This is a genomic window from Bradyrhizobium sp. (assembly GCF_035652035.1).
GTDB lineage: Bacteria > Pseudomonadota > Alphaproteobacteria > Rhizobiales > Xanthobacteraceae > Bradyrhizobium.
Map to the genome: position 1 here is coordinate 1 of NZ_DASREO010000093.1, position 24,391 is coordinate 24,391.

The following is a 24,391-nucleotide window of genomic DNA, read 5'->3' on the forward strand; positions in this document are numbered from 1 at the left end:
CGTTGCCGATGCTGTCGAGCAGGTTGCCGATGTCGGAAGCGCGGTTGTTCAGCGACTGCGACGTGAAGAAGTTGGTGGGGTTGTCGAGGGCTGAGTTGACCTTGTTGCCAGTGGCGAGGTCATTCTGGGTCGTTGCGAGCAACGAAGCGGTTGACTGGAGGGAGAGGAGGTTTTGGCGGACTGACGCCGAAAGAACGATACCGGACATGTTCATACCTTTCTGGTGTGAAACTAAAACTGACCTGACCCATCCAGGATCAGGTGTCCGCGCACCGTGGAAGCGGCCCCTCTAACAAAGCATGAATCCGATCTTTCAAATTGAGCTAAATACCTGAAAAACAAAGCCAATTACGGATTTTTCACCATAGCGGCGGCCATCCCAGCCCATTGGAATCGCTCGGGAATTCTGAGGCAGCCAGCGGCGTTTACGAATTGTTAAGGGCGACTCGGGAAGACTCCGATCTGGCTGCGATTGATGTGAGTCCGTCGACGGCGCGTTGTGAGCGTCTGATCATGCAAATTTCCAAACATTCCGTCCCATAACAAGCGACAGCGGAGAACAGGCATGGCGCTAAAAGTCGAACTCAAACCACACGAGCGGATCATCATCGGCTCCTGCGTGATCACCAATACCGATCAGCGCGCCCGCCTTCTGATCGACGGCGACAAGATTCCGATCCTGCGGGAAAAGGACATCCTGACCCCGGAAACCGCGGATACACCGGCCAAGCTGATCTATCTGGCTGTGCAGCTGATGTACATTTCGCCGGACAAGCGGGACAATCACGGCACCTATTTCAACCTGCTGCGCGATCTCGTGACCACGGCGCCAAGCATGTGGCCGATCATCGAGGGGATCAACATCAACATCCTCAACGGTGATCTGTATCAGGCACTGAAGGAAGCGCGGAAGCTCGTGGCCTACGAGAAGAAGCTTCTCGACCACGCCCGCGCCAAGCAGGCTGCGAAGCAAGCCGCCTGAGCCGATCGCTTAAGCCTGACTGAAGATCAATTGGCGGCCGGTGAACGCCGCGCGCCGAATTCAAGCACTGACGACACAAGCGCATCGAGATCGCGCGCGTCGGTGCGGTGATTGACGATGGCCGCGCGGATCGCAAGCTTTCCATTCAGCGTCGTGGTCGACGGCGCAGCCATTCCGGATTCCTGGATATCCGCCACGATCTCGCGATTGACGCTGTCGGCATCGTCAGCGCGATAGCGGAAGCAGACGATGTTGAGCTGCGCGCCCGCCAGCAGTTCCAGCCGCGGCTCCGCCAAAACCTTCGCTTCCAGATAACGTGCAAGCGCACAGGTGCGCTCGATCATCGCGCCGAGTTTTTCGCTGCCGAATGCCTTCAACGTGAACCACGTCTTCAGCGCACGGAATCCGCGCGACAGGTCGGGTGAGAGATCGCAGGGCCAGGGCGAGCCCGCGGCGAGACCTCGCGTCTCGCGCCGCAGGTAGACTGCGGGTGCGGCGAACGTATCGAGATGACGCTGTCGATCGCGAACCAGCAGAAAGCCCGCGTCATAGGGCACCTGTCCCCATTTATGGAAATCGAGCGCGACGGAATCGGCCGCTTCCAGGCCGGCAAGGCGCGGCGCAATCGAGGCTGAGAGCATGCCGAGTGCGCCATAGGCGCCGTCGACATGAAACCAGAGTTTCTCTTCGCGGCACAGCGCGCTCAGGCCTGGGAGATCGTCGATCGCTCCGACATCGACGGTGCCAGCCGAGCCAACCACGAGGAAAGGCCGCAAGCCGGCTTCGCGATCGCGCCTGATCTGAATCCGCATCGCTTCCACGTCGACACGATGCGATCGGTCGACCGGCATGCAGCGCAATGCATCGGTGCCGAAGCCGGCGAGATCCATCGCCTTCGAGATGCAACCATGCGCTGCTTTCGATGTGTAGGCCGTGAGCAACGCGCCTTCACCGCCGAGACCGTGCTGCCGCGCCTCTTTCCCCAGCGCTGCCGTTCGCGCCACCCACACCGCCATCAGGTTCGCCATCGACGTTCCCGTGACGAAGACGCCGCTCGCGCCTTGCGGAAAGCCGAGCATCGTCCGCGTCCATTCGGTGATCTGACGCTCGACCTCGATCGGCATGTGATCGCGGCCGCCGAGATTGGCATTGAGTCCGGCCGCCAGCATCTCCGCCAGCATGCCGATCGCATTGCCACCGCCATGCACCCATCCCATGAAGGCCGGATGAACATTGCCGGTCGCATAGGGCGCGATGAGCTCCGAATATTGCCGGTAGATCTCGCCGAGCTCCGAAGGCCCGCGCGGAAGTCCCTCGCGAAAACGCGCGCGCACGTCGTCGGGAATCGGACGCCACACCGGCTGCTCGCGAATGTCGGCGATATAATCGATGGTATCGTCGAGCATGCGATGAGCTTCTGCCCGAAGCGCATCCCAGTTCGCGGGATCGAGTGTTTCGCTCGGTCCCAACTCCTGAGATCGCTTCTTTGCCGCGCTGCTCATGCAGCCGCCTCACTGGCGCGGCCCGCGCGGCGGAACAACATCGCGGCAAAGGCATCGAATACTTTTCGCATTTGCGGCACCTTGTACGGAAAGATGTCGGTCGAATCCATATCATGGACGATCGCCGTGTTGTCGGCCTCGAAAATCAACAACGACCCGTCTTTGGCTTCCGCGCAATCCACCGTGAAATAATCAAGCTTGACGCGATTTGAAAGGCCTGACAGCGCCGCGCGATGACGCTGCGCGAAAGCATGGTCGAACGTTTGCATGAACGCCGCCTCCTCGGCCCGCTTGTCCTCACTCGCCGCCATCTGTGCGTTCATATACCAGATGTCCCAGCGATCCGCGATCGCAGCGTGGCACGCGTAAGGGCGCCCATCGACGAAGACGAGGCGATACTTGCGGAACAAACCGTCGTCGCCTTGATAATCCACGAAGCCTGAAATGAAGAACTGTTCTTGCGGATGCTCGCCGAGATAGCGCTCGACCGCGATTGCATTGTCGAGCTTGGCGAGACCTTTGCCGGCATGCGAACCGCGCGGCCGAACGATGACGGGAAAGGAAATGCCGGAACACAAATCCGGGAGCGCGAGCTCTGATCGCGCGAGCTTCTCGAGCTGCTTGCGAGCAACACAGACCGTCGGCGGAATCTGAAGTCCCTCCACTCCGTTGAGCAGACCATACAGCTTGTCGCGATCGAGACGACCGATCAGCTGTGGCGAATTGAGCAGCGGCCGCGGCCAGTGCGTCATGGCGTGAGCGATCTTGTCGAGCGCGCTGCGGCAATCATCGGAGTCGGAAGCGATCACCATCGCGACGTCATGATCAGGCAGCCAGTCGGGCCAGTCGACGTCCGGCATGACATACAGCGTCGTCAGCTCGATGCCGCTATGCTCCAGCAGGAATTCAATCGGCGTGTTGCTGCCGATGTCGGTGGCCGCGGCCAGCGCGAGAATCCGCAAGCGAGGCGGTTTTGCCGCGCAGGGCGAGCGGAATAGCTGATGCGAGGAGAGAATTGCGTGCTGGATCGCCAGCCCCGCTTCCTTGTCGCCGAGCAGTTGCGCAATCACGGACAGGTCGAGCCCCTCGCCAGCTTCGATGCTGCCGTCAAGCAGTCTTGCGATCAGCCGCAGCCACAGCGGGCGAAGATCGTGTCCGGCTTCGGCTGCGCGCGTCAGTCTCGCTAGGCCGATGCGTTCAGCACAACGCGGCCGGGAGCTGCCGGTTCGGTTCGAACATGCAGCCTCCGCCTCAGGCCGCATCGCTCGCCTGCGCCGGACTTGCAAATTGCGAGGCGACTTCTCCGCGGTACACCGACGGGCCGACATGATCGAGGCGGCTCTGGAGATCGGCCCAGATTTCACCGCCGATATCGGTCCAGCGCTTGCAGAAGGCAAAATCCTCGCTGAGATAAGTGCCGGTCGAAGGATCGATCATGCATTCGAACAACGCAAAGCGGTTCGGGCTTCCGGCAAGCCTGTCGTGCGAGTGTTCGCGATGAAATTGCAGCGGTGCATAATCCGGATGCGCGCACATCTTTTCGAAAACGTGGCGACGGATCATCAGAAAGCCGGTGCCCGCGTAGCGCACGCGGGTGAAGCCATTGACGACAGCGACATGCTCGGGATCGTTGATCTCGAGCACGTAATCGAGCGATGCCGCCGGCAAATTCGGCCGCCGACCCTCGATGGCGCGTTGCGCTTTCTCCCAGTTGACGCGCTTGATCGGATAGACGCCGGCGACGACGTCGGCGCCGGATTCGATCAGGCGGAACACCTGATCGGGCGTAAAGCCGATGTCGGCATCGATAAATAACAGATGCGTCGCGGTGGGATCGTCGAGGAAGGTCGTCATCAGGTTGGCGCGCGCCCGCGTGATCAGCGCATCGCCGTCGCGCAATTCGACCTTGAGGCGCAGGTTCGACAGCGATCGCACCGCGCTCTGCAACGCGAAGACCGAGTTGACATAGATGGTGGAGACCTGGCCACCAAAGCAAGGCGTGGCCACGACGAGGTGAATCGGCTCGGTCATCAGGGGCTCCCGCGGCTCCTCCCCGCCTTCCGTGGGAGTCCCGGCCGCAATCGTCACCAATCAGTAAACAGACGTGGTTAACGAAATCCTAACGGGCGCTCCCTGCCCCGATATGGCCTTGGATTTCGTCGGCAAGGCCGGCGATGACGCTGTCCCAGTCGCCGAAGGACGGCTGCCGCAACAATTTGGCCGTCGGATACCACGGCGTGTCGTGCCGTTCGCGCAGCCAGCGAAAATCCGCCGCATGCGGCAGCAGGATCAAGACCTGCTTGCCCAGGCTGCCTGCCAAATGCGCAACCGCCGTGTCGACGGAGACGACGACGTCGAGCAGCGAAATGACGGCAGCGGTGTCGCTGAAATCGGAAAGTTCCGCCCCGAGATCGGTGAGGTCAGGCAAGCGCTGCAAGACCAAACGGTCGGCCTCGCGCATCTCGCGTTGCAGGCTGACGCATGCCAGCGGCAGCTCTTCGAAGAACGATGCGAGCCGCGCCAGCGGGATCGAACGGTTGGCGTCGTTCTTGTGGGCTGTCGAGCCGGACCAGACGAAACCGGCGCGTGGAGCACGTTGGCCGAGACGGTCGCGCCAATGCGCTATTCGTGATGCGGGAGCCGCGAGATAAGGAGTTGCGGCCGGGATCGTCTCAAGCCTGGTGCCGAAAGCGAGCGGCAAGCTCAATAGCGGGCAATGCAGGTCGAAAGCCGGCAGCTTGCCGCCTTTGGCGATGACCTCGACGCCTTCGAACTGCGACAACAGCGAAACCAGCTCCGGCTGGACTTCGCAGATCGCCCGCGCGCCGCGCTCAACAAGCAACGGCGCATAACGGATGAACTGGATGGTGTCGCCGAAGCCCTGTTCGGCATGAAGCAAGATGGTTTTGCCCGCAAGCGGCGCATCGCCCAGCCACGGCGGCTGGCGGAACGCGCGCCGCTTGTCGGCAAACGCACCTGTCTTCCAGCGCCACTCGTATTGTTTCCACCCGGCATCGAAATCGCCGAGCGTCATGCGGGCCAGCGCCATCTCGAAATGGGCTTCGGGAAATTCAGGCGCTTTCGAAAGCGCCGCTGCGAAATCGGCCAGCGCCTCCTGCGGCCGGTTGAGCCGGCGCAACGCATGCCCGCGATTGGTCAGTATCTGCGGATGAGAAGGCATGGTCGCAAGCGCCTTGTCATAACTCGCAAGCGCATCCGCCGGGCGATTAAATCGCAACAGCGTGTTGCCGCGGTTGACCCACGCGCCGGTATGCGAAGGTTTTTGCGCCAGCGCCTCGTCATAGCTTGTGAGCGCATCATCGATACGATCCTGCGCAAGATAAGCGTTGCCGAGATTATAGAGAATTTCAGGATGACGCGGCGCCAGCGCCAGCGCGTTCCGATACTGCGCGACGGCCTCCGCAAGGCGCCCGGCCCCGTGAAACGCAAGGCCGAGATTCGACACGGCATCGAACGAACGCGGGTTGGCCTTCACGGCCCTCGTCAGAAAACCGATCGCCTCAAGGTGACGGCCGCGTTGCAGGCGGACGAAGCCAGCGAGATTCAGCGCATCGAAATCGTCGTTGCGATATTCGAGGATCGCCGCGCATAGCCGCTCGGCCTTGTCGAAATGACCTTGCTCGAACGCACTCAGCGCCTGGCGCTGCAAGCGCGCCAGGTTCGGGGTCCCGCTCGATGCGCTCTTGAATTGGTGCGACAAACGGGAAGCTCCGGATCGGGAAAATCGCGCGCGGGTGCCGCGGTCGAATCATGCCGCGTTCGGGAATCCTATCATTTTCGAAACCGGTTCGGCGGCTTAGCGGGGCGGAATGATCGGCAGCAACAGGCTGCAACTGCCCCGCCGGTCGAAATGCAACGTGGTCGTTCCTGCAAACAGTCTTTGCAGCCGGTCGCGGGGATCGTCATGCAGGAATGGCCCGCATCCCAAGAGCTCGTTCTTGAAGTTGGAAAGTTTTGCGCCCGTGCTGGTTTGCCAGACGTAGTCCTTGCCGCGCACGCTTAAAGCGATGCGATACCCCTTCGGGACGACGATCGATGTCGGCCACAGTTCGACGGCGAGGTCGACGGGTTTTCCGGGCTGTAGCGGCTGCACTTCGTCGTGACTGTGATAGGGACGATACGGCTTTGACAATTTTCCGTCGAGCTTGCGGTGCGAAGCGCGCAACCAGCCCTGCGCCACCGGCGTGTGCGGATCGATCGCGCCAAGAAACGTGACCTCGCGCAGATCTGCCGTGAAGACACGAAAGACGAGGAAGATGTCGGCATCCTCGGTGCTCGAGGAGATGCGCAGGCGAGTCGCCAGCGGCCCGGTGATCTCGGTTTCGTCCGCAAGCGGCTCCGACATGAAGGTCAGCCCGTCGCCGCCAGCCGCAAAACTGATCTCGGCCTCTTCTGCCGGCGGCTGCAACGAGAGCGTCTGGTTGCGCGGATCGAGATAGAACTCGGTCCAGCGCGTCGAGGGCAGCGGCCAGCCGGTCTCATGGCGTTCGACAAACTTGTCGACGTGACGAACCTGAAGCTGCACCTTCGGCTGCTCGTCCCAGCCATTCGCTTCGCCCTTGAGATGGAAGTCGAAGAAGCGGCGCTGCAGCTCGCGGCCATAATCGGTGTAAAAATGAGTCCAGTGCTCGAGCCCGTGGCACTCGAGCCACTTCTGCTGTGAAGCCGCACGGACGAACCCTTCGAAATTGCCGCGCGGATGCAGCCCCTGCCCGCCCCAATTGGCCGCCGACAGAAACGGCACCGTGACCTTGCTCCAATCGGGAGAGCGTGACTTGTGGTAATCGTCATCCAAAGGATGGGCGAGAATCTCGTCGCCAAAGCTCGCGCGATTGCGCGCGAGCTCCTGGTCGGACAGGGTCTCGTCGCCGCACACCAGCGCACCGGTCACCGCACTGCGCGGTCCTCTTTCGCCGAGGCCATATTGCACGGTCTTGACTTGCATGTCGTACCAATTTGCCCAGAAGGTCGAGAGGATGCCGCCATGATGCGTCATGTCGCGGTACCAATCGGCGGCGCCCTCCCAGATGCACATCGCTTTCAGATGCGGCGGCTGCAGTGAGGCGACATGCCATTGATTGATGCCGTAATACGAAACGCCGTTCAGACCGACATTGCCGCTCGACCACGGCTGCACGCCGGCCCATTCGATGCATTGATAGAAATCGCGTGTCTCGCGCGGCGAGAAATGATCGATCGTGCCCGGTGAGCGGCCGGTGCCGCGGGAATCGACGCGCACGCAAACATAGCCATGCGGTACCCATTTCTCAGGGTCGACCACCTCCCAGTTCTGATATTTGTTGCTCGATCCGGACGCGACGTCGGGATGGCCTGATATCATGTTCGCCCACGCGCTCGGATAGCCCTTCTGAAACGCCAGTCCCTTCGCATAGGGTCCGTAGGTCAGGAGCACCGGCCATTTTCCCTCGGCCGCCGGCCGGAACACGTCGGCCCGAACCACCAGGCCGTCGTCCATGGGGATGCCGACGTCCCATTCGATGAGCATGTTGTCCTGTTGGCTCCGCCTGACCATTTTGCTGCCCCTCCCGAACCCTTAACGCCGGCTTTCTCGGATATCGGCGAAATCTGCAGGCACCGTTAGCAACGCGTCAAGCATAGACCTCGAATGATCGCCAACCTGTGAGGACCGCCGGTCGGTCTAACCAAGTTTTCAGGGGCCAACGCATAGTGGATAGCCGCGCAACCGAAACAGCGCGGCGGAGATAAAATGCACTCGCAGCAGATCACCTGGAATCTGCACGCAGGCTGGAATCCGGCGATCGAACAGCCGGAGAAAGTCGCGCTTGTTTTCTATTTCGGCACGCGCGACGCGCTGGCCTGCGGCACGCGTTATCACGAACTCCGCAAGATGTTTCCGAAAGCCCACATCCTCGGTTGCAGCACCGGCGGACAGATCAACAACAGCGACGTGAGCGACGAGGATGTCGTCGCCGCTGCCATCCGCTTCGACTCGACGAGACTGCGGCTGGTCAGCCGCCAGATTTCCGGCGCATCCGCGTCGTGGGATTGCGGCGAGGCGATCGGAAGAGAATTGAGCGACGATGAACTCGCCGGCGTGTTCCTTCTTTCCGATGGCCTCAATGTCAATGGCAGCGATCTCGTCAATGGGCTCGTTTCCGCAATCGGCTCGACTGTTCCGCTGACCGGCGGATTGGCCGGCGACGGCGCCGACTTCAACGAGACACTCGTCGGCGGCGATTGCGCACCGCAACCGCGTTTGGTGGTCGGCGTCGGCTTCTACGGCAAGGCCATCAGGATCGGGCACGGCAGCGCCGGCGGCTGGGACCTGTTCGGGCCGCGCCGCCAGGTGACGCGATCGGCCGGCAATATTTTGTTCGAACTCGACGGCGAACCAGCTCTCGACCTTTACGAGCGCTATCTCGGACCAGAGGATTCCAAAGGCCTGCCGGGTTCGGCGCTGTTGTTTCCAATCCAGGTTCACGACGCCGAACAACCCGACTCCGCCGTGGTGCGGACCGTGCTCGCGGTCGATCGCGACAGGCGTTCCATGACATTTGCCGGCGACGTCCCGCAAGGATGGACTGCGCAATTGATGCGCGGCAATTTCGACCGGCTGGCCGAAGGCGCCGCCGATGCCGCGCGCCAGGCGCGCGCGGGGCTCAGGTCCGCAAAGGACGATCACCAGTTTTCGATCCTGGTGAGCTGCATTGGCCGCCGCCTCCTGATGGGACAACACGTCTCCGATGAAACGGAGGCCGCCGGCTTCGAGCTTGGCGACGAAACGCTGCGGCTTGGCTTCTATTCCTATGGCGAGATCTCACCGCACGCCAAATCCGGAATCTGCGAGTTGCACAATCAGACGATGACCGTCACATCGTTCGCCGAGGTGGGGGGCTGACCATGCACCGCCTGATCGTCAAGCAGATCGCAAAGGCCACCGACGCAGCCGGCGTCGTCGACATCGACGCGCTCGCCGAACTCGTCAGCAACGCCTATGACGAATTCGATCGGGACCGTCGCCGCACCGACCGCTCGATGTCGCTGATGATCGAGGAGGTTGACGTCGTCAGTCGCAACCTCGAAGGACTCGTCGCCAAGCGCTCGGCCGAGTTGCAGGCGCAAAACCTGCGCTTCGACATCGCCATCAACAATATGACGCAGGGTCTGTTGCTGTTCGATTCAACGTCGCGGCTAATCGTCTGCAACCAGAGCTATCTTGCGATGTACGGGCTATCGCCCGAGATCGTCAAACCCGGCATCGCTCTCCGCGATATTATCGCTCATCGCAAGGAGACCGGAGCGTTCAACGGCGACGTCGACGAATACTGCGCCGCCCTCTCCCGTGGCCTGAGGGAAGGAAAGACCTGCCATTTCCAGACCGAGACGCCGGACGGGCGAACGATCCAGATCGTCAACAAGCCGGTCGCGAGCGGCGGATGGGTCGCAACCCATGAGGACATCACCGAGCGCCGGCGTACGGAGGCGCAGATCAGGCATCTCGCCCACTACGATGCGCTGACCGACCTGCCGAACCGCGCGCTGTTCCACGAGCGGCTGAAGGAAGAGCTCGGCCGGATCGCGCCGAACCAGCAACTCGCGGTGCTCTATATCGACGTCGACGAATTCAAGAGCGTCAACGACACGCTCGGCCACCAGGCGGGCGACGAACTGCTGCAGTCGGTCGCCGCCAGCCTCTCCAGCCAGGCCGGTCCGAACGAATTCATCGCGCGTCTTGGCGGCGACGAATTCGCCATCATGCAGACTGCGATCGGCAACCAGGCCGAGATCATTGGCCTCGTGACGCGAGTCTTCGAGGCCATTCGCACGCCCTTCGAATGCTTCGGCCATCACGTCACCACAGACGCCAGCGTCGGCATCGCGGTTGCGCCCAAGCACGGCACCGATCTCGACCAGATTCTCAAGAATGCCGATCTTGCGATGTATGCGGCCAAATCGGCCGGGCGGCGTACCTGGCGGTTCTTCGAACCGGCGATGGACGCGCGCGTCAAGGCGCGGCGCATGCTCGAGATGGACATCCGCCAGGCCCTGCTCGACGGCACGTTCGAGGTCTACTACCAGCCCTGCGTCAGCCTCGAGGACAACAAGATCACCGGCTGCGAGGCGCTGGTGCGCTGGCGGCATCCCGACCGCGGCATGATTTCGCCGGCCGACTTTATTCCGGTCGCCGAAGAGACCGGCTTGATCAACGAACTCGGCGAATGGGTGCTGAACACCGCCTGCAAGGACGCCATGACATGGCCGGGAGACTTCAAGCTAGCGGTCAACGTCTCGCCGGTTCAGTTCAAGAGCGGCACGCTGGCGCTGAAGATCGCAGCTGCCCTGGCAGCCTCACGGCTTCCGCCGCGGCGGCTCGAGCTCGAAATCACCGAAGCCGTCCTTATTCGCGACGATGACGCGGCGCTTGCCGTCCTGCATCAGCTTCGCGCGCTCGGCGTACGAATTGCGCTGGACGATTTCGGCACCGGCTACTCGTCGCTGAGCTATTTGCAGCGCTTCCCCTTCGACAAGATCAAGATCGATCGCTGCTTCGTCAACGACCTTGCTACCCAAGGCGGCTCGTCGATCGTGCAGGCCGTGGTGAACATCGCAGCCGCCCGCGACATGATGACGTTGGCCGAGGGCGTCGAGACGTCCGAGCAGCGGGAGTCGCTGCGCGCGCTTGGCTGTTCGGAAATGCAGGGTTTCCTGTTCAGCCGACCAGTTCCCGCGGCCGACATCCTGCGGATGTTGCAGTCCGGCCCGAAGAAGGCCGCTTAGCGCCCGACATTGACCGTCTTTACGCGGCGCGTTCCCGGTCAAAGCCGGCGCACGAGAGCATCGCGGCAAACGCGTCGAAAATCTTTTTCATCTGCGGCGGCTTGTAGGGAAACACTTCGGGCGAATCCATGTTGTGGACCACCGCCGTGTTGTCGGCCTCGAAGATCAGGAGATCGCCGTTCCTGGTTTCCGCACAGTCGATCGTGAAATAATCGAGACCGACGCGGCGCGCGACCGCGGCCAGCGCGCCGCCGTGGCGAAGCGCAAAGTCGCTGTCGAAGTCGCGCATGAAGCGCTCCTCCTCGGCCCGCTTGTCCGCGCTGAACGCCATTCCGGCGTTGAGGTACCAGATATCCCAACGGTCGGCGATCGCCATGTGGCAGGCATAGGGTTTGCCGCCGATGAACACGATCCGGTACTTGCGATAAAGACCATCCGTGTTCGCATAGTCGACAAAGCGGGCGACGAAGAACGCCTGCTCGCCTCGCTCGGCAAGATATCGCGCGAGGCCAGCGGCATCGTCGAGCCTGACGAGACCGACGCCGGCATGCGAACCGCGCGGCCGCGCAATGATCGGAAATTTCAATCCGGCCGCCAGCGAAGACATATCCGATTGCGCTTCCGCGACCCGTTGCAGCTCTGCACGCGTTGCGCCGAATGTCGCGGGAATTTCGAGCCCATCGACGCCGCGCAGAAGAGCGTGCAGCTTGTCGCGATCGAGGTTGCGGACAAACCGTGGCGGATTGAGCAGCGGCCGTGGCCAGGACGCCGCAAGCCGATCGATCTTTGCGAGCGCCTCGACGCATTCCTGCGAATCGGACGCGATCACAATGGCCACGTCATGTTCGGGAAGCGGCGACGGCAGATCGACGCCGGCAACGACATAAAGTGTCTGGAGTTCGATTGCGGAATTTTCCAGCAAAAATTCGATCGGCGTGTTGCCGCCCATGTCGATCGCAGCCGCGAGCGCCAGCACCCGCAGTTTCGGCTGCTGCGACGAACAGGGCGACCGATACAGCTGATGAAAGGAAAGCACTTCCGACTGGATCGCCATGCCGGCCTGTTTGTCGCCCAGCAGCTGCGCAATCAGCGACAGGTCCAGTCCCTCGCCGGCGCCTGCCGTCCCGCTGTTCAATTGTTCGAGCAACTGGTCGCGCAGCGGGCGAAGATCCGCGCCGTCAAACGCCATTTTTGTCAGCCGCGCAAAGCCAATCCGGTCGGCGCTCGGATAACGCCCGAGTTCAGCCGCGGTACTGTTACGATCCATCTTACGATCCTTGGGTGACTTCCACTGGTTTGATGTCGTCCGCGCCCGCAAGCAGGGCTTCGAGATTTTTGATCGCAGCGCCTGCGTCGTCGATGATGCGCTGCAGGTTGCGATGGGCCACATCGATATTCGGCGACCACGCCTGCGAGACGAGGCGCGCGCTGGCGCTGATCCGAAGCGCCGCCGCTGGCTGCGGATCGCGGCCGAGCGCAACCGGCTGGCCGATCAGGCACGGTTGCGCGCCAGGCGTTGAGCGGCCTGAGTTGCCCGCAAGGCGCCGATAGAGCGCGCGGCACTGTTCCAGCGATCGCATGCGGCCGCCTTGCCGGACCACGAAGGAAAAGATCGTTCGCTGCGCCAGCTCTTCATCGGCGTCATCGCGCGGCCGCTCTTGCCATGGCAAGAGATCGAGCGAAGGCGAGGCCGCGATCAGATCTTCAACCGCGCGGCCGAAGGTCGCGAGCGCCGTTTGGCGAAACTGGTCCGGCACGCGATAGTAGGCGCCGATTTCCTCGATCGCCGCTTCCCAGCGCAACCATTGGCCGAAATTCGTCCGGACCGGAAATCGCGAGCGCAGGCTCGGCCAGTTTTGCGGCCAGTCGCTGCGGCTGGAATATTCAAGCAGGCCGGGCGGAATGGCGCTCGTTCCGTCGAGACGATGGGCCAGGCTGCCTGGCACCAGCACGGCGCCGCTGAAGGGAGGCCCGGTGAAAAACTTCGATCCGGTGACGATCACGAGATAGCCGCGCTCGAGGTATCGCTTCAGCCGCGCGCGGCCAAGCCGCATCTGGCAGGCATCGACGACGATCTGGACGTCATCGGGCCAGCGCGCCGTGATCGTATCGAGACACTCGTCGCTTGGCGCGCGCCAGCCGAATTTCGAAGCATCCATCACCTGCAGCAGCACCTTGCCGCCTCGTGCAACGGCGCGCTCGACCGCATCGATCACCATGAGGTCGCTTGCGGTGTGGCAGCGGGCCTGGCCGGTCTCACCGAACAGCGGCAGCGCGACGCTTGTTACGGCTTGCGCCAGCCCGGCGATCGGCTCGCCCTTTTGAACCTGGCTGCCGTTCGCGGTCGCGGCGCTGAAATGGCAGCCGCGCGCCGTATTGACGGTGCCGCTGCCGGTCTGGTCGGAAGCAACGACCACGGTGACGAGTTCCGGGCCGAGCAGCGCACGGGCAAGAAACAACGCCTGCAACTGCGAATCCGTGCCCGAAGGCGAGAAAACGACGTCGGCGATCGCTGGCGTCAGACCAAGGAAGAACCGCAGCTCGTCGCGCAGCTCCTCGATACGCTCGTCGAAGGCGGCGTCGATCCCGACATCGATCGCCGATCGCATCAGGCCTTCGCGCGCGGCTTGCGCCCGGTCAAAGGCGCGCTCCGAAATCGAGGTCGCGGTGCTCGAGGAAAAGCTCAGCGTTTCCGGGCAAGGCGATGGCTGACAACCGTATTCGTTGAGACCGCTTGCCGGATTGATCGCCAGCCGCGAGTCGCCACCGGCGGCCAGCAGCAGGTCAAGCGGCGCGAACAGTTCGGCCATCGCAGACGCCGATCGTGAGCGGGACGCAACGCCGGCCGTATCCGCCATTTGGAATCGAACGCTACCGTGCAGCATCGCCAACCCTCGCCCAGCTCAGCGCTGGCGGTCCAACAAGAGAGCACCGCCGGCCGCTAACGCGGCGTTAACGCGCATTAAGAGAAGTAAACAGCTATGGTTAACGAAAGCTTTATGGCGCGCGACCACAGCGCCTTCAGGCCGTCCCCTTCTAGCCACCCGGCGGCAGGAAGTTGGTCAGCGTCAGCTTGGAGAGGATGGAGGTGGTCTGGTAGGAAGCGCTCAGGGTGTTCTGAAGCGCCAGAATCTCGCTCGCCACCTGCTCCGTCGACACCGTCTCCGTCGAGTCGACCATATTCTGCAGCTGGGTCTGGGTCTGGGTTTGCCGCGCGCTTGCCGCCTGCATCGTGGTCTGTGCGTTGGCAAGATCGGTTTGAATGTCCGAGATCTGTTGCTGTCCGGTCTGGGATGTCAGGTTGGCCGCGGTGCGCGAACTCAACGCCGCCGCCACCGCGGCCGAATTGCTCGCGGTCGGCGACTCCGTTACCGCGGCAAATACCGCGACGCCTTCGAGCTGCTGGCGGATCGCCTGCTCGTTGGCCTGCATGCCGTATTGAACCGAAATATCCGAATCGATCAATGCAGTCGACGACGCGCGCGGATTCGATGAGTTGTTGCCGGTGTACCAGGCGACCGTGTCGGCCGAGCCGTTGACGAGCTTGGTCGCGGTGCTCGCTGGCGATGGGACTCGCAGCGGCGGCTGAACCGCGGTGATGGTCGTGCCTGACGCATTCGTCGTGGCTGTGCCCGCACCCGAGGAGAAGCCGAGCGCCGCGAGTGCTGCTTGCGCGTTTGGATCGGTCGACGAGGCCGAGATCGAGAAACTGGCAGCGCTCGGGGTATTGATCGTGACGGCACCGCCGTCGATCGAGGATGGCGTGGTGGTGCCGGTGATCGAGTCGATCGCCGAGAGCAGGTTGCCGACCGTGCCGGTAGTCGGGTTGATATTGTAGGTCGGCCCCGTCAACGACGTGGGCGATGAAGTCGAAAACGTGATGGCCGTGCCGTTGACCGTGATCGCATCGCCGTTCGCAAAGCCGGTCGAGAGCGAGGCCGTTCCGGCCGCGCCCGAGAGCAAGGTCGCGCTTGTAATCGGCTGCGGCGTCGCCTGCTGGTCGTTGGCGACCGCGCCGGTGGCGCTGCTCGACGGATCGAAGAAGTCATTGCCCGCGGCCACGGCGGAAGCCGCAACCAGCGTTGTGTTCGCCAGCGTTCCGATCGCCGAATTCAGCGCTGCGTTCAAATTCTGGGCCGTCGTGCCTGGGTCTGCCGCACCGGTCGACGTCGTGGCAATCAAGAAACTGCCCGTTGGTGGCGGATTCTGGCTTGTCGCCGTCAAGGTCACCGACGAGGTCGTACCGTCGGGGAGATTGAAGTTGAGCGTGACCGTATCGCCAGGATTGGGATTGGCCGGAAGGCTGAATGACACGCTGGCGGGCGAACCGGACGGACCCGTCACCGTGGCGCCGGTCAGTTTCGACGACACCGAGCCGAGCTTCAGGCCGAACGGCGAGCCGGCGGCCCCCTCGGAGACCGAGAACGAGCCCGTGCTGGTGGGTGCCGTTCCCGTCACAGTCGTCGAGGAGATCGAAAGGCGACCAAGTCCCGTCGTGCCGTCGGCTTGCGCGCGCTCGGCGATGACCTGCTTGAGGCCGGCCTGGGTGCCGTTGCCGTTAAGGATGTCGTCGGTGGAAGCAGCCGCCGGCGTGTTGATCGCGCTGCCGGAAAAGATGTAGCGGTTGCCGACCTGGGTGTTGAGGATGCCCACCATGGAGGTCAGCTGGCTTAGCGCATTTTCCTGGGCGACGGTCTGTCCGTCAGCGTTGACGGTGCCCTCGGTGGTGGCCGCATCGCTCTGCACCGTTTTGGCAGTGGCGGTCAGCGACTGCAGCGCGGTGTTGGCGGCGTCGATGATCGTGTTCACGTTGGTGATGGTCGTACCAAAGGCGGCGATGTTCGAAAGCTGCGAGCGCGCTGCGACCGCGAAGCCCTCATTGAGGCCCATGCCGGAATAGGTCGTCGATTTCTTTCCAGTCGCAAGCTCTGTCGACAGGTTGGTGAGCTGATTGTTGAGGTTCAGCACCGCCTGGCCGAACAGCGAGCCGCTAAAACCGATACTGTTGATACTCATTTTGACCGCCTTACAGCTGGATCTGCATCAGGGTAGCCATCATCGACTGAACAACCGACATGCAATGCGCATTGGCCGAGTAGGAATTTTGTAGCGCAATCAAATTCGACATCTCGTTGTCGATGCTGACCTGGGACGTCGAATTGAATTTTTGCTGTAACGTACTGACGACGACGGCCTGGCCCTGCTGCAAGTTCGTCGCCGAGGAAGCCGCATTGGCCTGCAGACTCAGGAACTGCTGCAGGTAATTTCCGATCGTGCCGTTGAACGGCGCCGTCTTCGAGCCAAGACCCGATTGCGGCAAGAAGGTCGATGTGGCCGAAGTCAGTTGCGAAAACAGGAAATTGGAGCGGGTGTTGTCGCCGGCCGGCGTTTGCGGATTGGTGTTGTAGACGGTCAAGGCTGACGGATTGGCGAGCAAGGCCGGATTGACCTGGATACGGCCCGCATATCCCGTCAATTCCGAACCGCTGCCGGTGATGGCGCCGGTATAAGCCGAACCGGCGTCGGTAAACACAGCCAGCTGGGGGTTGCCGCTGGTCAGCGACGTCACGGTGGTCGTCGTGGAGGCTGAGTTGACGGTCACGTTGTCGGCGGAACTTGCCACGATTTGCAGAGTGTTGCCCGACGGATTGGAGAATTGCAGATGGTTCGCGCCGAGCGCCCCGTTCAACTGCGATGCCACCGAGCTGGCGCCACCGGTGATATTGACGCCAATCACCTGGGGGCTGGTGCCCGTCGGGCTCGCCAGCGGCAGCGCGCTCGGATCGGTCACCGCGACGACTTTTACCTGCTGCTGCTGGCCGAGAGCGTTCGTGTAGGTCAGGTTGATCGAGTTGCCGGCCTGCAGACTAGACAGGTCGAGGGTAAACCCGGACAGCGGGCCCGAAGAAACCGCGGTGCCCTGCGTCGTCAGATCGGACAGCGAACTCGACATCGACGCGGCGAGCTGGTCGACCTGATTCTGCGCCTGCACCAGGGTCGTGTCGCGTAACTGGATGTCGGCCGCGATCCGCCCCGAGCTGATCACATTGTTGGCGATCGCATCGATACTGGCGCCGTTCGGCAGCCTGACCGTCAGCGAGCCGACGCCATTCTTGGTCGGATCGGCGTTGTAGAGCGAGCTCGGGCTCAGCGTCCCAGCCGATGAGAACGCGAATTGCGAGGCCTGGCTGCCGCTGATGAGCTGTACGCCGGTGGTGGTGAGGACGCTGACCTGGTTGGCATTGTCGGTGGTCACCTTGACGTCGACCAGACTCGCCAGATCGTTGATGGCGCTATCGCGCTGATCTTCCAATGTCGCGGCCGAAGGATCGTTCGGCTGCAGTCCCTGCAACTTGCTGTTGAGCAAAGCGATGTGGCTCAGGTCCGCGTTGGCCTGGCTGACTGACGTTCCGATATCCTGCTCGACATTCGAGCGCAGCGTCTGAATACCCTGCGAAGTCGCGTTGAGCTGCTGCGCCAGCGTCTGGGCGGCGCCCAGCGCCGTGGTCTGCGCCGACAGGCCGCCGGGATTGGTCGACAATCCCTGTAATGCGGTCGTGAAACTGTTGAACGCCGTTTCCAGCGTGCCGGTGCCTCCCGGTGTGCCGTAGACGGTTTGCAGTTGCCCGAGGATGTTCGACATCTGATCGGCAAAGCCCGATCCGCCGGTCTCGGTACGCAGCTGGCTCTGGATAAACGTGTCGAGTTCGCGGGTGACGCCGTTGACCTGGACGGTCGAGCCGCCGGTGCCGGTCGCCAGTTCGCTCTGATTGGCCGTCTCGGTGACATAGCCCGGCGTCTGCGCGTTGGCGATGTTACCCGACGTGATCGCGAGCGCGGCCTGGTTGGCACGCAGGCCGCTCATCGCAGTGGCAAGGGCAGAACTCAAACCCATCTTTACCCGCCTCGAATTAGATTACGCCAGACTTTCTGGTCAGCGCCGATCAACGCAGCACGTTCAGCAAACTCTGAACCATGTCGTTGGCCGTGGTGATCACCTTTGTGTTGGCCGAATAGGCCTGCTGGGTCACGATCAGCTTCGTGAACTCGTCGGCGATATCGGTATTGGAGCCTTCCAGCGACGAACCCGAGATCGATCCCGACGCCCCCAGAATCGCAGGCCCCGACTGTTCGGTCGCCGCATAGGCTTCGCCGTCGAGCGCTTGCAGATAGTTCGTGCCGTTGAAGTGCGACAGCGTGATCTCGGCGAGGTCGATATTCTGCCCGTTGGAGAACGTGCCGACGACGAGGCCAGAGTTGTTGATCGCAACCGACTGGAGCTGACCGGCGGCAAAACCGTTCTGCGTGATCTGGCCAACGGTCGCATTGCCGCCCGAGGAAGCAAATTGCGTCAGCGCGCCCGAGGCGAAGTTGAAGTTGATGTTGCCGACGTTTTGACCCGCAACGGTGAGGTTCGGGATCGTGACCGAGCCGCCTGCCGGACTGACCAGATTGCCGTTGGCGTTGAAGGTGAAGTTCTGGCCGACGTTGGTCCAGGCCACCGCGCTGCCAGTGGCGCTGGGGTCGCTCTGATAGAACAGGTTCCAGGTGTTCGAATGCCCGACACCGAGAGTCGAGCTATCGGTCATGGCCCAACGGAGCTGAACGTTTACCGGCGTGCCGGCGGAGTTGTAGACCGTGATGGCACCGCCGCTGATGCTTTCATTATCGAAGGTGGTGACGTCGGAACCGATCACAAAGCCGGTGCCCGCCTGGCCGCCGCCGGTCCGCGTCGCAGCTGGAAGACCTCCGGTGGTGAAGCCGAGCGCTGCGAAGGTGCCGCCAGTGTCGCCGGTGACTTTGAGGTCATTATTGATGCCCGAATTCAGGGTCACTTGACCACTCGAGACGCTGCTCGGAGTCGAGCCGGCGCCAGTGTTGGCGGTGGCCAAGTCGACGGCCTTGAGAAGGTCTCCAATCGTGTTGCCGGGATTGAGCGAGATCGATGGCGCTGCGGTGGCGGGACTGCTACCAAAAACCGTCGTCGCGTTGGCGCCCCCGACGGTGATCGCGGTGGTCGAGGGAGTGTTTTGAGTCAGAACGATGTCGCCACCCGCGTTGACACTTGCGGTGACATTAATGCCGGCGGTACCGTTGATCGCATTCTTGATATCGGTGGCCGAGAACGTTGCCCCCGGGCCAGTACCGGTGCCGGCGGCCAGGGTGACCGCCGTGCCGTTAACATTGAAGTTGAGCGCCGAGGCATCAGAAATGGCAGCGGTCGCGATGTCGACCCCGCCCGTCAGAGTTCCGCCCGTCTCCGTCGGAGGGGTCACTACCGAGCCGTTCGTAAAATTGATGACCGCGCCGTCGACGGTGATGGTGTCGCCACTGGTCACCGGAGTGCTGAGATTACTCAACAGCGTGCCTGACGTGATCGCTGTCGCGGGCGAGCTGTTGTTGACCGCTGCGTTTCCTGTCACGGACGCGTTGGTAAAGGGCTGCGCCGGCGTCCCCGCCACAACCGGATTGTTGGCGCCGAAGTCGACCTGGTTGAGACCGCCAGCCGCCGTAATTGTCTTGGGCGTCGCGTTCGGACTCGCGGTCGTCACCGGGACGGTCGGCAAGTTGGCGGCATATTGAATGGTGGTCGTCGCCTGCGCCGGAACGAAGTTGTTGTTGAATTGCAGAACGGTCGGCACGTTGCCCAGCGGGTTGCCTGTTTTCGGATCGACCGACACGCCCATCAGGTAATAGCCGGCGCTATTGACGAGGAAGCCGTTGGCGTTGACCTGAAAATCGCCGGCCCGCGTGTAGTCGGTGATGCCGTTGAATGTGGGAACGTTGTCGGTGACGCCCGTCGGCTTCTGCACATTGAAGAAGCCGTCGCCGTTGATGGCGATGTTGGTCGCGACCGTCGAATTCGAGACGGTGCCTTGGGTGGTGATGGTCTGTTGCGCGTGCGCCGTGACGCCGCCAGCGACCTGCTTGTCGACCGTCAGCGATTCCGGGATCAGGTCCTCGAAAGAGGTATTGATGCCCTTGTAACCGACGGTGGAGGCGTTCGCGATGTTGCCCGATATATTCTGCAACGCGAAGGACTGAGCCTGAAGGCCGCCCACTGACGTGTTAAGCGCGTCGAAGATACCCATAACTTTGTCTCCACATTCGATCCCTTGGGCCACGCGGGCGGTTTGCCCACGCAGAGCCATCGTCGAAGGAGACATCGCAAGCGCCGTGCCAAAGGCGACATTCGAGCAATTTCAGTCACTTAAACAAAAAGCCCCGGCCAGAAAGACCGGGGCGGATTTGCCGGGCGGGCAACAATTGCCGGGAGCAAAGTTCCGTAAAATGCGAACGAGCGCAGTGTGGCGGTTCAGAAGTCCGCATCGCTCTCTGGGCAACTTCTCTATGCGGGCTTCTGAACCAAAGCCACACTGAATTTATAGTTGGCTAGTGTCCTTTCGATTCCGAACTTCGTTAAAGTGGGGCCGCAAAAGGCTACGAACTTCGGAATCGGGACACTAGCTCGGAGTGGGCGTTGCCGGGTGGAAGGTGAGCGCGTAACCGTCCATGCAGTAGCGCAGACCGGTCGGCTTTGGACCGTCGTCGAAGACGTGGCCGAGATGGCCGCCGCAGCGGCGGCAATGGACTTCGGTGCGCCTGATACCGAAAGTGCGGTCTTCCCGCTTGCCGACGGCATTTTCCAGCGGCTGATAGAAGCTCGGCCAACCGGTGCCGCTCTCGAATTTCGTTTCGGAGGCAAACAGCGGCAGGTCGCAACCGGCGCATGCGAAGGTGCCCTTGCGGTGCTCGTTGAGCAGCGGGCTGGTCCAGGGCCGCTCGGTGCCTTCCTTGCGCAGGATTTCATATTGCTGCGGCGTGAGCTGGGCGCGCCATTCCGCGTCGGACTTTTCGATCTCGAACTTTTCCGCGGCGTGTGCGGGTTCACCGCGCAGCCAGCGGAGCGCAGCAAAGCCGAACAGACCGGCGGTGGTCGCAAGCAGGATACGGCGATCGATCATTTGAAATCTCCGTGGCAGCTGGTTTGCCCAAGATACGGCCCGACCAGGAGAAAGTTACACCGGCTCAGCCGAGAATTTCTCACGTTCCCGCGAGATGCGCCCTCACGAGCCCTCCTCGCCCGGGCCGGCACCGACTGATTCCGGCCGTTCGGCAGGCGGACGGTTGCGCGGCCTTGGGCTGGCCTGGCCCGGATTGGACTGGCTCGGAGTGGATTGACCCGGGGGCTTGCGCGGCCGCGGCGGCCTTGTGCCCGCCAAACGGTTGGCTTCTGCCAGCTTCGCCTCGCGAATGCGTTCCTGTTCGCGCAATCGTTCGCGGTAGCGGGCGAGCGCGCCGGCGGCCGCCGAACTGCCGCGCGACCACAGGCCGATCAGATGCCCTGCGACCCGTCCCGTTGCGCCGCCGGCCCATACCAGTTCGAACGGCGAAAACAGTCGCCAGCGTTCGTCGCCCCAGAGAATGCTGCGGGTGATCAACTGTCCCGCCATTGCGGACGCACTCATTCCCTGCCGGCCAAAACCGCTCGCGACCCAAAGGCCTTTGCGCAATTGGCCGATCTGCGGCATGCCGTGCACGGTCTGCCCGATGGCGCCGCCCCACACGTCGGAGACATGGACGCGGCCAAGCTGCGGGAAAATCGTCTGGATGCGGCGCGATATGGCCGACGCAAATCGCTGAGGGCGCGCGTCCCAGGTGGTTTCGGGGCTCGCCCACATCAAGCGATCGCCATCGACGAGGCGAAACTGATCGACGCCATCGGTATCGATCACCGATCCCTTGAACGCGATCGCCTCCTTTACGCGCTCGCCAAGCGGCTCGGTGATTCCGGCATAGCGCCAGACCGGCAGCAACGTCTCCGACAGACGCCGCGATGGCGCACCGAGATGAACATTGCCGGCAAGAACGATGTGCGAGGCGCGCAATCTCGCCGACGGCGTGACGATGCGCTTGCGGATGCCGGATGCATCGATGCCGACCACCGGCGTGTCCTCGAAAATGCGGGCGCCGGCGCGCTTGGCGAGCGCCGCGAGGCCATGGATGTACTTGCGGCCGTCGATCTGAAACGCTTTCGGGAAATAGACGCCGTGAAAGTAGCGGCCGGTCTTCAGCTGCGCGCGAACCTGATCGACCTGCCATCCCTCGACTTCGGTCGCGAAATCTTCGTTCAACATTTGCAATTCGCTGATCAGACGATCGCCGACGTCGACATTGGAAACTTCGAGCACGCCATCGCTCGCCGAGATCCCCGGCATCAGCTCTTCGGTTGCCTGCGCGCGAACATATTCGGCGCCTTCTTTCGACAGGTCCCAGAGCTCCCTGGCATCCTCAAGGCCAATGCGTGCAACCAAATCCTTCAGCGCAAGATTGTAGCCCGGCATCACAGTGCCGAGCAGCCCGCCCGAGGCGCCCCAGCCGATGTGGCGGCCTTCCAGCACGACGACGCTGGCGCCGAGCCGCGCCGCCTCCAGCGCGACCGTCAGGCCGGCGAGCCCTCCGCCAACCACGCAAATGTCTGCATCGACATCGAAAGTCAGCCGCGCGCGGCTGCCATCGATCCCGTCACCGTCCCCGGACAAAATATCGTTCATGCCGTTTTTTACGGGATCGACAAGGGTGTTGTCACCTTGTCTTCTCCCAAGTTCTACTCTGTATTTAATCCGGATTGTCCCAGTCGAATCGGAAACCGTGATGCGCCGCCTAATGCTGCTTCGGCACGCCAAGACCGAAACCGATGCGCCCAGCGGCCGCGACGAGGACCGCCGGCTCGACCAGCGCGGCCATCGCGATGCCGCAGAGATCGGCGCCTGGATCGGTCGCCATCCGCCTTTTCCCAGCCACGTTATGGTCTCACATGCGATCCGAGCGCTTCAGACCTGGGAAATCGCCTGGGAAGCCATGAAAGAGTTGGCGCCGGCGCCCGAGGTCGAGCTGACGCCGGAACTTTACGGCGCCGACGTTGCCAAACTGCTCGAGACCATCCGCAACGCTTCCGTCAGCGATCCGAAGCGCCTGATGCTCGTCGGTCACAATCCGGGAATGCATGAGCTGGCGTTCGCGCTTGCGGGAAGCGGCGATCCCGCCGGGCGCGACGCCTTGGCCGATAATCTGCCGACGGCGGGACTTGCCATCATCGATTTCGACGTCGACGACTGGACGAATATCGGCCTGCGGCGCGGCCGCCTCGAAGTTTTCATCAGCCCCAAGCTGATCAAGCAGACCTAGTATCCCGATTCCGAAGTTCGTAGCATTTTCGGAAGCCACGTTTCGAACTTCGGAATCGAAAGGACACGAGCAAACCTATTGATCTAGTGTGGCTTTGGTTCAGAAATCCGCATGACGTACCTGCGGCAACAATGGCGCGGACTTCTGAACCGCCACACTAGGGCGAGTGAGATCCGGCTCCGTTCGCTTGTGCGATGCGGTCACTCATCCGGAAGTCTCGCTTCGTCTGAAGGCCCGATTCGAATTATGCTAGTGTCCCGATTCCGAAGTTCGTAGCAATTTTCGGAGTCACGTTTCGAACTTCGGAATCGAAAGGACACTAGCTAATTTATTGATCTAGTGTGGCTTTGGTTCAGAAGTCCGCATGAAGGTACCCGCGGCAACAATGATGCGGACTTCTGAACGGCACACTAGGCTGGTTCCGAACCGAGCATGCCCTCGGTGTCTCGTCCGGGGGCAGGTTCGAGGTCACAGGGGAGGCGCAGATGTTCAGTTCCATTCTCGTGCCGCTTGATCTCGCCGACACCGATCTGGCACGGCCCGCGCTTGCGACCGCAGCAACGCTCTCGCAGACCTGGAACGGAAAGGTGCGGCTGCTCAATGTCCTGCCGATGACCCCAGTGATGCTCGCCGAATACGTGCCGGCCGATTTCGACGTTCAGCAGCGGCAGACCTCGGAAGAGGCGCTCGCCATCGTCGCGCAGGAATCCGGCATCGACGCCAACCGCATTTCAACCACCGTGCGCCAGGGCGGCATCTATCACGAGATCCTCGAAGAAGCTGCCGCCGTCAAAGCCGACCTGATCGTGATGACCTCGCACCGCCCCGCGATGCGCACCTATTTTCTCGGCTCCAACGCCGGTCACGTCGTGCGCTACGCCAAATGCTCGGTGCTGGTGGTGCGGCACTGAGTCGACTTTGATCATAATCGCGCTTG

Annotated in this window: 16 protein-coding genes and 2 pseudogenes; 5 read left to right on the forward strand and 13 right to left on the reverse strand. The window is 62.3% G+C overall.

What is annotated here, in order from left to right; translation table 11 throughout:
- Nucleotides 1-208: pseudogene (locus VFB05_RS25095) on the reverse strand (flagellar protein); the annotation flags it as partial.
- A gap of 357 nt (nt 209-565) precedes the next feature.
- On the opposite strand from VFB05_RS25095, the gene flbT reads away from it, so the two are divergent.
- Nucleotides 566-982 (forward strand): flagellar biosynthesis repressor FlbT, encoded by a 417-nt coding sequence (flbT, locus tag VFB05_RS25100; RefSeq protein WP_325017387.1) that lies wholly within the window; start codon nt 566-568, stop codon nt 980-982.
- Nucleotides 983-1,008: 26 nt separating this feature from the next.
- On the opposite strand, the gene VFB05_RS25105 is transcribed toward flbT, so the two are convergent.
- From VFB05_RS25105 to VFB05_RS25125, 5 genes are all read right to left on the reverse strand, one after another.
- The gene (locus VFB05_RS25105) at nt 1,009-2,484 is read right to left on the reverse strand and encodes an aspartate aminotransferase family protein (protein WP_325017389.1); all 1,476 of its coding nucleotides are present in this window, start codon (nt 2,482-2,484) and stop codon (nt 1,009-1,011) included.
- Complete coding sequence (locus VFB05_RS25110; protein ID WP_325017391.1) at nt 2,481-3,746, reverse strand: hypothetical protein; 1,266 nt, start codon at nt 3,744-3,746, stop codon at nt 2,481-2,483. Before VFB05_RS25110 ends, VFB05_RS25105 begins: the two co-directional genes overlap by 4 nt.
- Nucleotides 3,736-4,515: a hypothetical protein gene (locus tag VFB05_RS25115; RefSeq protein WP_325017393.1), complete on the reverse strand. Its 780-nt coding sequence runs from the start codon at nt 4,513-4,515 to the stop codon at nt 3,736-3,738. The genes VFB05_RS25110 and VFB05_RS25115 overlap by 11 nt, the downstream gene beginning before the upstream one ends.
- An 88-nt stretch (nt 4,516-4,603) precedes the next feature.
- Nucleotides 4,604-6,205, reverse strand: coding sequence for a tetratricopeptide repeat protein (locus VFB05_RS25120; protein WP_325017395.1), 1,602 nt, complete (start codon nt 6,203-6,205; stop codon nt 4,604-4,606).
- Between the two features lie 96 nt (nt 6,206-6,301).
- Entirely contained in the window at nt 6,302-8,038 is a 1,737-nt protein-coding gene (locus VFB05_RS25125; protein WP_325017397.1) for a CocE/NonD family hydrolase, read from the reverse strand.
- A 195-nt stretch (nt 8,039-8,233) separates the two neighbouring features.
- On the opposite strand from VFB05_RS25125, the gene VFB05_RS25130 reads away from it, so the two are divergent.
- Both VFB05_RS25130 and VFB05_RS25135 read left to right on the forward strand, forming a co-directional pair.
- A complete protein-coding gene (locus tag VFB05_RS25130; protein ID WP_325017399.1) occupies nt 8,234-9,385 on the forward strand; it encodes an FIST signal transduction protein in 1,152 nt (383 codons plus the stop codon).
- Nucleotides 9,386-9,597: 212 nt separating this feature from the next.
- A pseudogene (locus VFB05_RS25135) lies at nt 9,598-11,265 on the forward strand (putative bifunctional diguanylate cyclase/phosphodiesterase); the annotation flags it as partial.
- Between the two features lie 19 nt (nt 11,266-11,284).
- On the opposite strand, the gene VFB05_RS25140 reads toward VFB05_RS25135, so the two are convergent.
- The 7 genes from VFB05_RS25140 to VFB05_RS25170 all read right to left on the reverse strand — a co-directional run bounded on the left by VFB05_RS25140 (nt 11,285) and on the right by VFB05_RS25170 (nt 22,820).
- Nucleotides 11,285-12,532, reverse strand: coding sequence for a hypothetical protein (locus VFB05_RS25140; RefSeq protein ID WP_325017401.1), 1,248 nt, complete (start codon nt 12,530-12,532; stop codon nt 11,285-11,287).
- A 1-nt stretch (nt 12,533) separates the two neighbouring features.
- On the reverse strand, nt 12,534-14,075 hold the full coding sequence (locus tag VFB05_RS25145; protein ID WP_325017404.1) for a hypothetical protein: 1,542 nt from the start codon (nt 14,073-14,075) through the stop codon (nt 12,534-12,536).
- Nucleotides 14,076-14,301: 226 nt separating this feature from the next.
- Entirely contained in the window at nt 14,302-16,281 is a 1,980-nt protein-coding gene (locus VFB05_RS25150; RefSeq protein WP_325017406.1) for a flagellar protein, read from the reverse strand.
- Nucleotides 16,282-16,291: 10 nt separating this feature from the next.
- Nucleotides 16,292-18,160: a flagellar hook-associated protein FlgK gene (flgK, locus tag VFB05_RS25155; RefSeq protein WP_325017409.1), complete on the reverse strand. Its 1,869-nt coding sequence runs from the start codon at nt 18,158-18,160 to the stop codon at nt 16,292-16,294.
- Nucleotides 18,161-18,209: 49 nt separating this feature from the next.
- Complete coding sequence (locus VFB05_RS25160; protein ID WP_325017411.1) at nt 18,210-20,357, reverse strand: flagellar hook-basal body complex protein; 2,148 nt, start codon at nt 20,355-20,357, stop codon at nt 18,210-18,212.
- Between the two features lie 372 nt (nt 20,358-20,729).
- Nucleotides 20,730-21,230: a peptide-methionine (R)-S-oxide reductase MsrB gene (gene msrB, locus VFB05_RS25165; RefSeq protein ID WP_325017413.1), complete on the reverse strand. Its 501-nt coding sequence runs from the start codon at nt 21,228-21,230 to the stop codon at nt 20,730-20,732.
- Nucleotides 21,231-21,332: 102 nt separating this feature from the next.
- Nucleotides 21,333-22,820 carry an FAD-binding oxidoreductase gene (locus VFB05_RS25170; RefSeq protein ID WP_325017415.1) on the reverse strand — a complete coding sequence of 496 codons (1,488 nt, stop codon included), beginning with the start codon at nt 22,818-22,820 and terminating at the stop codon, nt 21,333-21,335.
- A 100-nt stretch (nt 22,821-22,920) separates the two neighbouring features.
- On the opposite strand from VFB05_RS25170, the gene VFB05_RS25175 reads away from it, so the two are divergent.
- A complete protein-coding gene (locus VFB05_RS25175) occupies nt 22,921-23,454 on the forward strand; it encodes a histidine phosphatase family protein (protein WP_325017417.1) in 534 nt (177 codons plus the stop codon).
- Nucleotides 23,455-23,939: 485 nt separating this feature from the next.
- Complete coding sequence (locus tag VFB05_RS25180; protein WP_325017419.1) at nt 23,940-24,365, forward strand: universal stress protein; 426 nt, start codon at nt 23,940-23,942, stop codon at nt 24,363-24,365.
- Nucleotides 24,366-24,391 lie beyond the last annotated feature (26 nt).